Genomic DNA, 13,076 nt, shown 5'->3' on the forward strand with positions numbered 1-13,076 from the left:
ATTTTATATTACAAAAAATATATAATACAAAATTAAGCGGATAATTATATAAAAGGAGAAAATAATGAAGAGAACAGATTACATATCATGGGATGAATATTTTATGGGGATATCTTTATTATCAGGAATGAGAAGTAAAGATCCATCAACACAAGTTGGTGCTTGCATAGTAGATAAAAATAATAGAATAGTATCGATTGGTTATAATGGTTTTGTTAATGGATGTAGTGATGAAGATTTTCCATGGGAAAGAGAAGGGGATTTTCTTCAAACTAAATACCCATATGTAGTTCATGCAGAACAAAATGCAATTTTAAATGCGAGAGGAAAGTCTTTAGAGGGGTGCAGTATTTATGTTAATTTATTCCCTTGTCATGATTGTGCTAGAAATATAATTCAATCTGGTATAAAAAAGGTATATTATTTAGATGATAAATATGCACAAACAGATTCAACAAAAGCATCTAAATATATGTTTGAAAAAGCAAAAGTGCAATGCATAAAATTAGAACCAAGTATAGAAAAAATAGAAATCGTATTTAAATAAAATTAATTAAAAGAAATATATTATGATGAATTTCATTTTATATTTCTTTTTTTGTGTGAAAATACAGTTAGAATTATTTGATTTTTAATTAATATGAAATAATGAATTTTTGTAAAATTATGTAAAAAATTATAAAAAAATTTCAATGTATTTGTACACCTTAATCTTAGGTTGGTGGCTAAAAATTTAAAAAGTATTGACAAAAATAAAGTTGGAAAATTAAAAATAAATCACTTGATTAAACACCATATGTAGTATAGAATATACAAGGTGATTACTATATATAGTGTTTTATTAAAAGGATAATGGGTATGAAACTTCTATAAAAGTCAATAGGTTTACATAAAAAGATTAAAAAATTAATTTATATAGATAAGAATAGATATCATTCTGATCAAAAGGAGATGCTTATGAAAACAGAGTTAAATATAATCAAAAGAGATGGAAAAGTTGTAAAATTCGATAAAAATAAGATTGAATATGCTATATTAAAAGCGATGAAATATGGTAGTGGAGTGTATATACCAGAAATAGCCAAAGAAATAGCTGAAGATATAGAAGCTATTTGTATGGAACGTGATACGAGTGCAACAGTTTATAAAGTAGAAGAAATGGTGTATACAAAGTTAATTGATTATAAGCAAAAACTGACAGCTAAAGCATATGAAGGATATAGAGCAGTACAATCATTTAAGAGAACGATAAATACAACAGACGATAGCATCCTAGGCTTGTTAGATAAAAGTAATGAAGATGTTTTAAATGAAAATTCAAATAAAAATGGTGTATTAGCTTCTACTCAAAGGGATTTAGTAGCAGGAGAGGTATCTAAAGATATGTCCAGAAGAAAGCTAATACCTGCCCATATAGTTCACGCACATGACGAAGGTGTTCTTCATTATCATGATATGGACTATGCAATGCAGCCGATACATAACTGTATGTTAATTAACTTAGAAGATATGTTAACTAATGGAACAGTTATTAATAATAAATTAGTAGAGTCTCCAAAATCTTTTGGAACAGCATGCACTATAGTTACTCAAATTATAGCCCAAATAGCAAGTGCTCAATACGGTGGAAATACAATAACAATAAAACATATAGCACCATTTTTAAGGGTATCGTACAATAAATATTTAAATAAATACAAACAAAAATACTCTCTTGAGATGGCTGAAGAACTAGCTGAAGAGAGGATGATGGAAGAATTAAAATCAGGTATACAAACTGTTAGATATCAGTTGTCAACTCTTCATACGAGTAATGGTCAGTCACCATTCTGTACTATATATTTAGAAATAGAAGAAGGTCATGAATATGAAAGAGAAATGGCATTAATTTGTGAAGAAATGATAGTACAAAGATTAGAGGGAATGAAAAACTATAAAGGTCAAGTAATAGGTGAAGAGTTCCCTAAATTAGTTTACTTATTAGATGAACACAACTGTTTAGAAGGTGGGAAATACGATTATATAACAAAACTTGCTGCAAAATGTAACACAAAACGATTAGTACCTGATTATCAAAGTGCAAAAATGATGAGAAAAAATTATGATGGAGAAACATTCCCTCCAATGGGTTGCAGATCACACTTAAGTAACTGGAAAGATGAAAATGGAAATTATAAATGGTACGGAAGATTCAATCAGGGGGTTATCTCTTTAAACTTAGTACAAGTTGCATTAACAGCAGAAAAAGATATGAATAAATTCTGGAATATATTAGATGAAAGATTAGATCTTTGTAAAGAAGCATTAATGGTTAGACATAATTTATTAAAAGGGACAACATCTGATATATCACCAATTCACTGGCAACATGGTGGAATAGCTAGGCTTGAAAAAGGTGAGAAAATTGATTCTTTACTAGATGGCGGGTATTCAACGCTTTCTCTAGGATATGTTGGTATATATGAAATGACTCAAGCAATGCTTGGGGTATCTCATACAACAAAAGAAGGTGAAAAGTTTGCCCTTCAAGTAATGAATTATTTAAGTGATAAATGTAGCGAGTGGAAAAAAGAAACTGGACTTGGATTTGGTCTTTATGGAACTCCAGGAGAAAGTTTAACTTCAAGATTCTGCAGAATAGATAAGCAAAAGTTTGGAGAAATAAAAAATGTAACAGATAGAATGTACTATACAAACTCATATCATGTTCATGTTTCTGAAGAAATAGATGCTTTCTCTAAATTAAAGTTTGAGAGCAAATTCCATGATATAAGTTTAGGCGGATGCATAAGTTATGTAGAGGTTCCAGATATGAGTAAAAACTTGCCAGCTGTTGAACAAATCATAAACTATATTTATCATAATATACAATACGCTGAAATAAATACTAAGCCAGATGTTTGCTTCGCATGTGATTATACTGGAGAAATAAAGTTAGATGATAATTTAGAATGGTATTGTCCAAACTGTGGAAATAAAGATAAAGATGAAATGCAAGTTATGAGAAGAACTTGTGGTTATATAGGATCAAATATGTGGGGTAAAGGTCGTACACAAGAAATTGGAGAAAGAGTATTACATTTATAGAGGAAAAGGTGCTTGTGCGCCTTTTCTATTGTACATAAAGATATTAAAAGGAAGGTAAGTAAATGACATTACTAGATGCTAGACAATTAGTAACAAAAAAAATAGCTGAATTAAAATACAGAGTAAATAAATTAAGTAAAAAACCTTCTCTAGTAATAATTAGAGTAGGAGAAGATTTTGCAAGTGGAAAATATGTATCAAATAAAATTAAAAAGTGTGAAGAAGTTGGAATAGATTCCAAAATAATTCATTTAGATGAAAATGTTAGTCAAGATGAAGTAGAAAAAATTATTATAGATTTAAATAAAGATAAAGGTGTAACAGGCGTTCTATTACAACTACCGATACCGAAGCATTTAGATGAAGATTACCTTACAAATCTTATTAAAGATGAAAAAGATGTGGATGGATTTACTGTAGGAAATATGGGTAAATTAGCACTTAATTTAGATGGAAATGTAGCATGTACTCCTAGGGGGATAATGACATTATTAAAAGAATTCGAAATAGATATTGAAGGTAAGGACATTCTTATAATAAATCGTTCTAGTATAGTTGGAAAGCCGTTGGCACAATTATTTTTGAGAGAAAATGCCACAGTGACTATAGCACATAGTAAAACTAAAAATTTAAAGGATAAGATTGCATCAGCGGATATAGTTGTCACAGCAGTAGGAAAAGCTAATTTCCTAAGAACAGAAGATTTTTCTAATAATACTACAATCATAGATGTATCAATTAACTTTAATGAAGAAGGAAAAATGTGTGGTGATGTGTGTAAAGAAGATTATCATGCTATAGTAAATGAAAAACAATGTAACTTGACTCCTGTACCAAATGGGGTAGGTCAAATGACTGTAATAGAATTAATTGAACAAACAATAGAAATTGCTGAAAAAGAGGAGAGTAAATAATGGAAACAAAATTAAGAGTAAAACTTATATCACACACAATGAATCCAGAGCTTGTTATAGCTACAGCAGGTAAGCTTTGTTATTCACCATCAAATATTGATGATTTAATGGAAAAGCAAACACCAGAAAGTATTGAAAGATTTGTAAATATGATTACTTCTATTGGTCATGGAAGCGTGCTAGAACATACTAGCTTTACTTTTGCTATAGAAGGAGTATCTAGAAGCTTAACACATCAATTAGTTAGACATAGAATAGCATCTTATAGCCAACAATCTCAAAGATATGTTAAAGAAACTCAGTTTGAATACGTAATTCCACAAGATATAAAAAATAATCCTATATTAGAGCAGAGCTACAAAAATCATATGGAAGATAGTCAAAGATTATATGACGATATAGTTGATAAATTAATATATGATTATGTTTATAATGAGGAAATGTACGGTAAATTAATAGATATTCAACTGAAAAAATGTAGTATAGATAAAGATGAATTTGAAGTATGGAAAGAAGAACATAAATCGTGTGAAAATTTCGTAGAATCATTAAGAACATCATATAAAAAGCTATGTTCAACTTTAGAAAAGAAAGCAATTGAAAATGCTAGATATATATTCCCAAATGCTTGTGAAACAAAAATAATATGTACAATGAATTTAAGAAGTTTAATAAACTTCTGTCATCATAGATGTTGTAGAAGAGCACAGGAAGAAATCAATAAATTAGCATGGGCCATGGTAGACGAAGTTGAAAAAGTAAGTACATTATTTGCTAAAACTCTTGGGGCAAGTTGTCAATTTGGACCATGTCCAGAAGGTACTATGTGCTGTATGATGCCTTATGAAAAAAAGAATAAATAAGGTTAAATTTTAGTTTTAAAAATTCCAAATACTAAAAGGAGCATAATAATATGAGAATAAATAGAATTAAAGATAATGATATAGCAAATGGATTTGGGATTACTATGTCTCTTTGGACCCAAGGTTGTCCTCACCATTGTAAAGGATGCTTTAATGGAGAGACTTGGAGCTTTACAGATGGAGAAGAGTTTACTGAAGATAAACTAAATTATATTATAGATAATATTGATAAACACAATATAAAAAGAGATTTATCCATATTAGGAGGAGAACCTCTTTGTCCCGAAAATATTGAGGGAGTTATTTATGTATGTAAGACATTTAAAGATAAATATCCAGATAAAAAAATATATTTGTGGACAGGTTATACTGTTGAAAACTTTAATGAAGCTCAAAAAGAAATTTTTAAATATGCAGATATTTTAGTAGATGGCAAGTTTGAAGAAGATAAAAAAAATATATCTCTTATATTAAGAGGATCATCAAATCAAAGGGTTATAAATACTAAAGAAACAATAAAAGAAAATCAAGTAATATTATTTGAGTTAGATAATAAATAATATAAAAAGGAGCTATTAAATAGCTTCTTTTTTTGAAATTAAATTACTTATAAATCTAACAAGTTGCTATAATATAAATTAAAGAAGAAAATTACTCTTAATGGGGGAGATGATAGCTTATGTTAGGGGTAGCTTTAGAAGGTGGTGGAGCAAGAGGCGCATTTCATATTGGAGCAATTAAAGCTTTATTAGAAGAAGGGTATGAAATAGATGGAATAGTGGGAACATCTATAGGTGCTTTTAATGCAGCTATGGTTGCTCAGGGCGACTTTGAAAAATGTTTTGATATGTGGAGTAATATTACACCACAACAACTATTTGATATAGAAGATAGGCATATGGCAAATGTAATAAATAGAAACCTTGATATAAAAACAATATCCTATTTTTCCGGCGAAGCAAAGAAGATAATTGCTAATAGAGGAATCGATACAGAAAATTTACGAAAAGTTGTAGATGAACTAGTTGATGAGGAAAAATTAAGAAATAGTAATATAGATTTTGGACTCGTTACTGTTGAATTAGGGCCTTTAAGTCCCATAGAAGTATTTAAAGAAGATATTCCAGAGGGAAAAATAAAAGACTATATAATGGCAAGTGCTAGATATCCAGGATTAAAAATGGAACCACTAGATGGCAAGGCGTATTTAGATGGAGGGCTTTATGATAATTGTCCAGTTAGTCTTTTAGCAAAAAAAAATTATGATAAGATAATAGCTATAAGATTAAACTCTAGTAGAAAATTGAAACATGTTGATGAAAATACTAATGTTGTTGAAATTCAACCCTCTATGGATTTGGGAGGAACATTTATTTTCACAAAAGATTTAGCTCACAGAAATATTAAACTTGGTTATTATGATGCAATTAAGGCTATAAGAAAGTTAAGGGGAAGAGAGTATTATATAGAACCAGTAGATGATGACCTAATTTTTAATAAGCTTTTAGAATTACCTGATGACTTAATTTTAGATATAGGAAGAAGTATGGGACTAGAAGATATTCCTGTCAAAAGAATGTTGTTTGAATTTATATTACCTAATATATCTAAGTATTTAACTTTAAATAAAGAAGATAATTATCAAGATATCATTATTGCCCTTTTGGAAAATATGGCAAAGGAAAGACAAATAGAGAAGTTTAAAATATATTCTTTGTTAGATTTTTTAAATCTAATAAAAGATAATGAAAAAGAAGGGAATTTTCATAATAAAATACAACTTAGTTTGAGAGGATTAAAAAGAAAAGCAATTGAAAATTTTACTCAAGTAAATGTTGATATTATAAATGAAAAATTATTATGTTTGTTAGATGAAGAAGAATAAAAAACAGATAAGTTTGTTTTTCAAACTTATCTGTTTTTTACTTGAAAAGTTCGGAAAAATTTCCTCCATATTCAATTCCAGCACTAAGACCAATATCTTCAAATATTTTTTTATTTAATTTAGTATCTTCTAGAAGAATATAAACTTGACCATTTATGGTTTCTTTTACAGTGGATTTCATTGAGCCTTTATTAGGAGCTTTTAAGACTAAGAAATCTTTTTGATTTGTAAAAGTCTTTAGGGTTAATTTTAGATTCTTTTTAGTTACAGTTAAGGAGATATCATCACCAAAATGCTGTATATTAATTTTACTATGATTAATTGTAGTAAAACTGTAGAAATCATTTTCTAAGGTAACACCTATAAGAAAACCAGTGAAGTTCTTTATTGGAAAAGGTATAGTTCCTATAGAACAACTTACAGAAGCTTTTCTACTTTTAAAAGAGTTACTTTGAATCCATAACCAAGATTTTGGGAAACTCTTGCCCCAATTTTTTTCGATATATATTTTTCCACCTGTAAAATCTATATTTACACCATTAATATTTAAATCTCCTACAATAGATCCGTTTAGAACACAGACTTGTGAATAGCATTCCATAAATTTTAAATAATTATAAAATCCCATACTACCAGGATTAATAATACTATCAGGCCATTTAACTAAGTTTTTAAATATTAGATTACCGTGGATATTTAAATTATTGTAAGCTATGGATAGATTCATACTTCTCAAAGTAAATATATTAGAATTAATACATACCCTAAATTTACTATTATTATATTTAAAATCATTTATATTATAAGATAGATAATTAAAATTAGACTCCTTTCCATTTATAACTTGTATAAAACAGTGATGATCAGATTTGTCATTACCATAAGAGACACCAGGAATTATAGCAAGTTTATAATCATTTTTTTTATCAACTATTTTGAAGTACCATCCTTCGAAGAAGTTTTTACTCTTATGTTTTCCATGATATAAATTGGGATTAAAATTTTCTTTCATAAAAAGTACCTCCTGCTTATATCATTATTAATATCAAAAATAAGAGAAAATATAACAAGAATAAGAAATATCATTACTATTTATATTAAAAAGTATTATAAGTATATAAAAAATTTAGTTATATAATAATACTTAATGGTATAATAAGTAATACAATTAAGAAAAATGAAAAATAGGTGATATGAATGGACGATACAATTAAAATAATAAATGAAATATGTAAAGATAATATAATAAAAGTAGTTATAAGTAATAAAAAAAATAAAGACATAAAATACAACAAGATAGTTTTTCAACTAAAAGAAAAAAATGATAAAGAATACTATCAAGTTGAAAAGTTTACAGATAAGCAAGTGTTTCATGAAAATATAGAGAAAAAAGATCTAAATGATAGAGTACTTGAATATATGAAAGAAAATTTCAAACAATTAAATGCTTGGTCAGGTAATACTAATTATGATGTTAAAATATCTAAAAAAGGAAAAGTATTTTTAAGTAAAAAGAAAAGTAATAACGAAAATATGGTTATCAAAGGACACAACAAAGAAAAGAATTACATTCTTAAAGAAGGCATGATTATTCAACCACTTATTGATTTAGGTATTTTCACAAAAGAAGGTAAAGTTGTAAACTCAAAATATGACAAGTACAAACAAATAAATAGATTTATAGAGATAATTGATGATGAAATTAAGAAAAATAATTATGAAGAACTTACTATATTAGATTTTGGATGTGGAAAATCATATTTAACTTTTGTTCTTTATTATTACTTTGTAGAAATTAAAAAAATAAATGTAAAAATGATAGGCTTGGATTTAAAAGAAGATGTAATAAAAAAATGTAATGAAATAGCTAAAAAATATAAGTTTGATAATTTACATTTTGAACTTGGGGACATAAACGGGTTCAAATATAATAATAAGGTAGATATGGTTATTACCTTACATGCATGTGATACGGCAACTGATTATGCATTATACAATGCAATAAAATGGAATGCAAAAATGATATTCTCAGTACCTTGTTGTCAACATGAATTCAACCATCAAATGAAGGCTGAAAACCTAGACATTTTAAATAAATATGGAATTATACAAGAAAGAGTAGCAGCTCTTATGACTGATTCGGTTAGAGGGAATTTATTAGAATGTGTTGGATACAAGACTCAACTATTAGAATTTATCGATATATCGCATTCTCCTAAAAATATATTAATAAGAGCATCGAAGTCTAATTTATCAAAAATTAAAAAAGAAAAATCTCTTCAACAAGTAAAAGCATTAATGAAAGAATTTAATTTTAATCCGACTTTATATAATTTATTAAAAAATGACAACTTAATTTAGGTATAAAAAACTCAAGGGCTAATGGTTCTTGAGTTTTATAAATACAATAGAAAGTAAATAGTTTGCTTAAAAACTTACTTATGCTATAATTTAAAAAATTATATTTTACTAATATATAATTTTGAAGGGAGAGAGTTAATGAAAATATTAAGGTTTTTATTTAGCAGAATGGTAGTTGTTGGGTTAATGATTGCTATTCAACTTGGTATATTTTTATTTTTATTGATAAAATTTAGCCACTATTCAGCAATTGCATCAATTATATGTACTATAATAAGTGCACTAGCAGTACTTTGGATTATAAATAAAAATGATAATCCAGCCTATAAACTAGCTTGGATTATACCTATACTAATATTTAATATTACAGGAGGATTATTATATCTTTTAATAGGAAATAAAAAACCATCTAAAGATATGAGACTTCGCTTAGAGAAAGTTCAAGAAATAACTAGTAAATACCTAAAACAAAATCAAAAAGTATTAGAAGAAGTTGAGAAAGAAAATAAAACAGTATTTGGACATGTAAACTATATAAATTGTGCATCAGGATTCCCTATGTATAAAAACACAGAAGTTAAATATTATAGTGTGGGAGAAGATAATTACGAGGATTTAATTAAAGAATTAAAAAAGGCAAAAAGATATATATTTATGGAATATTTCATAATAGAAGAAGGCAAGATGTGGAATGGTATTTTAGAAATATTAGAACAAAAAGCTAAAGAAGGACTAGATGTAAGGCTAATGTATGATGATATGGGGTGTATATCACTTCTTCCTTATGGATATGATAAGGTTTTAGAGAAAAAAGGTATAAAATGTATTGCTTTTAATCCTTTTAAACCTTTATTATCCCTTGTAATGAATAATAGAGACCATCGTAAGATTACAGTTATAGATGGACATACAGGATTTACAGGAGGGATAAATTTAGCTGATGAATATATTAATGAAAAAATAAGATTTGGACATTGGAAGGATACAGGGGTCATGTTAAAGGGAGAAGGTGTATGGAACTTAACCATGATGTTTTTAGAAATGTGGAATTCTAATAGACAAACTGACGAAGAATTTTCTATTTATAAGCCAGAAGTTCATCAATTAGAAACTACAATAAGTGATGGATTTGTACAACCTTATGGAGACTCACCGTTAGATGAAGAAGTAGTAGGAGAGAATGTGTATTTAAATATTATAAATAGTGCAAAAAACTATGTATATATTTTTACACCGTATTTGATTATTGACAATGAAATTATGACAGCTCTTTGTTTAGCAGCTAAAAAGGGAGTAGATGTAAAGATAGTAACTCCAGGAATACCGGATAAAAAGACGGTATTTAAACTTACAAGGTCTTATTATCCTCAATTAATAAGAGCTGGTGTGAAAATATATGAATATACTCCAGGGTTTATTCATGCTAAAGTATTTATCTGTGATGATGAGATTGCAACAGTGGGAACAATAAACATGGATTATAGAAGTTTATACTTACATTTTGAGTGTGGAGTGTATTTATATAAATGTAAATGTTTAAGTGATATTAAAAAAGATGCATTAGATACAATTTCAAAAAGTAGGGAATTTTCTGATCAAGATATAAAAGATGGTAGAAGATATGCCTTATGGCAGGCGATACTTAGAGTATTTGCACCACTTATGTAGCGGTATCAATTGACAAATAAAGTGAATTTATATTAAAGATAAGAAATTTATAAAAAGTTTTATCTAAATAAAAGGGGAATTATTAAACTAAAGTATAACTAATAAAATACTCTCAGTAATAAATAAAAATTTATTACTGAGAGTATTAATTTTTTACTCTAATTAGATACTGGTAAAGTGATTTTTCCATTTTTGATTAAAGTTAATAAGTAAATTGCTTCCTCGCGAGCATAAATATCGTAAATGGTATCAGTATCGTAATCAACAACCATTTTTAAAGCATCGAGAACTCTATTACCTTTAATTATTTTCAATAATGATTCAACCCTATTATAAATATCTAAGATATTTTCATCAATTAATATAGGATCATATCTATGTATATCATATGTAAATTCATTTTTAGCTTGTCGATTAGATAAAAAACTTAAATTATTTAGGAATGTTTCCATATATAAACCAACAAACCAAGGACTGGCACTTTCAAAATTTTCAACCAATTCATCATCACTAAGATGTAGATTATTCATATTAGCACCTCCATTATGTTATTAATTATAGGATTTGCTATAAATTAATATTTGCATACATGTAAATCATGGTAAAAACAAAGAACCATAATTTTCAAAATAATAGAGTTATGAATTGAGAAAAATAATACTAAAAAGTATAATTGGAGGTTTTTATGGCTAATAAAATTGTAAATCCAAATGCAAGAGAAGCTTTAAATCAAATGAAAATGGAAATTGCAAATGAATTAGGTATGGAAGTTAATACATCAGGAGGCAATAAAACCTCTTATGCTAATGGTAAACAAGGTGGAAATTTGGGTGGACTAATGAGTAAAACCCTAGTAAACATGGGAAAAGAGGAATTGATTAGACAGTATTATAACAAATAGGTTAAAAAGACTGCATAAGCAGTCTTTTTTTTATTGTAAATTAACTTATTTACAGCAATATACATGTTAATTATTGACTATTCAACATATTTCCCATAGAATAACAATATGTTGATAGAAGTCAAGATATAAAACTATATATGATAAATACAACATAAAAAAATTGAGAAAATTATGTAGAAATAAATTGTATTTGTGTTACAATTTTATTGTAATGTACTTAAAAGGAAGGAGAAATATATGTTACGTACATCATTAGGCTATACTTTAGTCAGAACATTTCCAGAATGTGCGATAGTTTTAGTTGTTGGATGTTACTTTTTAAATTTAAAAATTTCAAAAATAACCTTATTAAAAAAGACATTAATGCTAGGGGTAATTCAAACATGTATTAGGATGTTACCAATTAGCTTTGGAATACATACGATTATAGGAATGGCTCTTGTTTTATTTGTATTAGTAGATATGTCAAAAAATACTTTTATTAATTGTATAATGGCTTTGTGTAAAATATTTTTATGTTTAATACTTAGTGAAGTTATTTATATATCTTTAATTACAAATATATTGTCAATTCCTAGAGGTATTTTAGTAGATAATTACAGTGTAATGAGTGCAATTTATACATTGCCATCTCTTATTATATTTGCTATATTAGCGTTTATAATGGAGTTTATTAACAGAAGATTTCAAGAAGGGAATAGGGTTAACCATAATGAATAATATAACTGAAAATATTTCTGAAAAAATTGCTTTTAGTTTATGTGAATCCAAAGATAAATCAACTGATGAATTTGAAGTATTAAGATATGGTGTTTTTGCATTTTTACATGTACTTATTGCAATGATACTAACTATTATATTTGGTATTATAACTAACACTTTATTTCAAATAGCAATAATATCGTTAATGGCTGGATTAATGAAAAGGAATTCAGGAGGAATACACTGTTCAAGTCCAAATAGATGCGTAGTAACAGGAATAATAATATCTTATATATTTGCATTAATAGGTAAATTTTCAATAAATATTAAATTAGAAATATTATGTTTATTAATTATTATTATGTTAATTCATTCTTTTATAATAATATATACCAAATGTCCTGTACCTTCAGAAAATAAACCATTAAAAAAAGAATCCACAAGAAAAAAATTAAGGAAAAATTCATTTTGTATATATTCAATATGTTTGATACTATTTATAATTAATATTTTATTAAACTTATTGAATTATAAATATAATTTAAATTCATTGGTATTATGTATGATACTAGGTATATACATGCAGGCATTATCATTAACAGCGTTAGGAAGTAATTTTATATTATTTATAGATAAAATTTTATTAAAGTGTAAGATTTAATGTATGGTATTAACTAATTATGCGTTAATAT

General features: G+C 26.9%; 13 protein-coding genes. 11 read left to right on the forward strand and 2 right to left on the reverse strand.

What is annotated here, in order from left to right:
* Window positions 1-64: 64 nt before the first annotated feature.
* From QX51_RS05070 to QX51_RS05095, 6 genes are all read left to right on the forward strand, one after another.
* Entirely contained in the window at window positions 65-547 is a 483-nt protein-coding gene (locus tag QX51_RS05070; protein ID WP_039678819.1) for a deoxycytidylate deaminase, read from the forward strand.
* A gap of 410 nt (window positions 548-957) precedes the next feature.
* Complete coding sequence (gene nrdD / locus QX51_RS05075; RefSeq protein WP_039678820.1) at window positions 958-3,087, forward strand: anaerobic ribonucleoside-triphosphate reductase; 2,130 nt, start codon at window positions 958-960, stop codon at window positions 3,085-3,087.
* A 62-nt stretch (window positions 3,088-3,149) separates the two neighbouring features.
* Window positions 3,150-4,001: a bifunctional 5,10-methylenetetrahydrofolate dehydrogenase/5,10-methenyltetrahydrofolate cyclohydrolase gene (locus tag QX51_RS05080; protein WP_039678821.1), complete on the forward strand. Its 852-nt coding sequence runs from the start codon at window positions 3,150-3,152 to the stop codon at window positions 3,999-4,001.
* Entirely contained in the window at window positions 4,001-4,864 is an 864-nt protein-coding gene (gene thyX / locus QX51_RS05085) for an FAD-dependent thymidylate synthase (RefSeq protein ID WP_039678822.1), read from the forward strand. Before QX51_RS05080 ends, thyX begins: the two co-directional genes overlap by 1 nt.
* 50 nt (window positions 4,865-4,914) lie before the next feature.
* Entirely contained in the window at window positions 4,915-5,424 is a 510-nt protein-coding gene (gene nrdG, locus QX51_RS05090; RefSeq protein ID WP_039678823.1) for an anaerobic ribonucleoside-triphosphate reductase activating protein, read from the forward strand.
* A gap of 119 nt (window positions 5,425-5,543) precedes the next feature.
* Window positions 5,544-6,749 (forward strand): patatin-like phospholipase family protein, encoded by a 1,206-nt coding sequence (locus QX51_RS05095; RefSeq protein ID WP_039678824.1) that lies wholly within the window; start codon window positions 5,544-5,546, stop codon window positions 6,747-6,749.
* A gap of 37 nt (window positions 6,750-6,786) precedes the next feature.
* Here QX51_RS05095 and QX51_RS05100 read toward each other — a convergent pair whose 3' ends face one another.
* Complete coding sequence (locus QX51_RS05100) at window positions 6,787-7,761, reverse strand: tocopherol cyclase family protein (RefSeq protein ID WP_039678825.1); 975 nt, start codon at window positions 7,759-7,761, stop codon at window positions 6,787-6,789.
* Between the two features lie 185 nt (window positions 7,762-7,946).
* On the opposite strand from QX51_RS05100, the gene QX51_RS05105 reads away from it, so the two are divergent.
* Together QX51_RS05105 and cls are read left to right on the forward strand one after the other, a co-directional pair.
* On the forward strand, window positions 7,947-9,110 hold the full coding sequence (locus QX51_RS05105) for a class I SAM-dependent methyltransferase (RefSeq protein WP_039678826.1): 1,164 nt from the start codon (window positions 7,947-7,949) through the stop codon (window positions 9,108-9,110).
* A gap of 138 nt (window positions 9,111-9,248) precedes the next feature.
* Window positions 9,249-10,778 carry a cardiolipin synthase gene (cls, locus tag QX51_RS05110; RefSeq protein ID WP_039678827.1) on the forward strand — a complete coding sequence of 510 codons (1,530 nt, stop codon included), beginning with the start codon at window positions 9,249-9,251 and terminating at the stop codon, window positions 10,776-10,778.
* 158 nt (window positions 10,779-10,936) lie between these two features.
* Here cls and QX51_RS05115 read toward each other — a convergent pair whose 3' ends face one another.
* A complete protein-coding gene (locus tag QX51_RS05115; protein ID WP_039678828.1) occupies window positions 10,937-11,308 on the reverse strand; it encodes a hypothetical protein in 372 nt (123 codons plus the stop codon).
* Window positions 11,309-11,463: 155 nt separating this feature from the next.
* Between QX51_RS05115 and QX51_RS05120 the strand changes: the two genes are divergently transcribed.
* The 3 genes from QX51_RS05120 to QX51_RS05130 all read left to right on the forward strand — a co-directional run bounded on the left by QX51_RS05120 (window position 11,464) and on the right by QX51_RS05130 (window position 13,045).
* Window positions 11,464-11,679: an alpha/beta-type small acid-soluble spore protein gene (locus tag QX51_RS05120; protein ID WP_039678829.1), complete on the forward strand. Its 216-nt coding sequence runs from the start codon at window positions 11,464-11,466 to the stop codon at window positions 11,677-11,679.
* A 240-nt stretch (window positions 11,680-11,919) separates the two neighbouring features.
* A complete protein-coding gene (locus QX51_RS05125; protein ID WP_039678830.1) occupies window positions 11,920-12,402 on the forward strand; it encodes a hypothetical protein in 483 nt (160 codons plus the stop codon).
* On the forward strand, window positions 12,395-13,045 hold the full coding sequence (locus tag QX51_RS05130) for an accessory gene regulator ArgB-like protein (protein ID WP_039678831.1): 651 nt from the start codon (window positions 12,395-12,397) through the stop codon (window positions 13,043-13,045). Before QX51_RS05125 ends, QX51_RS05130 begins: the two co-directional genes overlap by 8 nt.
* Window positions 13,046-13,076: the final 31 nt, after the last annotated feature.

The sequence above is a fragment of the Terrisporobacter othiniensis genome, assembly GCF_000808015.1.
GTDB lineage: Bacteria > Bacillota > Clostridia > Peptostreptococcales > Peptostreptococcaceae > Terrisporobacter > Terrisporobacter muris.

Excerpts from the sequence above, each read along its gene's own strand:
- QX51_RS05070 (WP_039678819.1), top strand. The coding sequence starts at position 65 with ATGAAGAGAACAGATTACATATCATGGGATGAATATTTTATGGGGATA.
- nrdD (WP_039678820.1), top strand. The coding sequence starts at position 958 with ATGAAAACAGAGTTAAATATAATCAAAAGAGATGGAAAAGTTGTAAAA.
- QX51_RS05080 (WP_039678821.1), top strand. The coding sequence starts at position 3,150 with ATGACATTACTAGATGCTAGACAATTAGTAACAAAAAAAATAGCTGAA.
- thyX (WP_039678822.1), top strand. The coding sequence starts at position 4,001 with ATGGAAACAAAATTAAGAGTAAAACTTATATCACACACAATGAATCCA.
- nrdG (WP_039678823.1), top strand. The coding sequence starts at position 4,915 with ATGAGAATAAATAGAATTAAAGATAATGATATAGCAAATGGATTTGGG.
- QX51_RS05095 (WP_039678824.1), top strand. The coding sequence starts at position 5,544 with ATGTTAGGGGTAGCTTTAGAAGGTGGTGGAGCAAGAGGCGCATTTCAT.
- QX51_RS05100 (WP_039678825.1), bottom strand. The coding sequence starts at position 7,761 with ATGAAAGAAAATTTTAATCCCAATTTATATCATGGAAAACATAAGAGT.
- QX51_RS05105 (WP_039678826.1), top strand. The coding sequence starts at position 7,947 with ATGGACGATACAATTAAAATAATAAATGAAATATGTAAAGATAATATA.
- cls (WP_039678827.1), top strand. The coding sequence starts at position 9,249 with ATGAAAATATTAAGGTTTTTATTTAGCAGAATGGTAGTTGTTGGGTTA.
- QX51_RS05115 (WP_039678828.1), bottom strand. The coding sequence starts at position 11,308 with ATGAATAATCTACATCTTAGTGATGATGAATTGGTTGAAAATTTTGAA.
- QX51_RS05120 (WP_039678829.1), top strand. The coding sequence starts at position 11,464 with ATGGCTAATAAAATTGTAAATCCAAATGCAAGAGAAGCTTTAAATCAA.
- QX51_RS05125 (WP_039678830.1), top strand. The coding sequence starts at position 11,920 with ATGTTACGTACATCATTAGGCTATACTTTAGTCAGAACATTTCCAGAA.
- QX51_RS05130 (WP_039678831.1), top strand. The coding sequence starts at position 12,395 with ATGAATAATATAACTGAAAATATTTCTGAAAAAATTGCTTTTAGTTTA.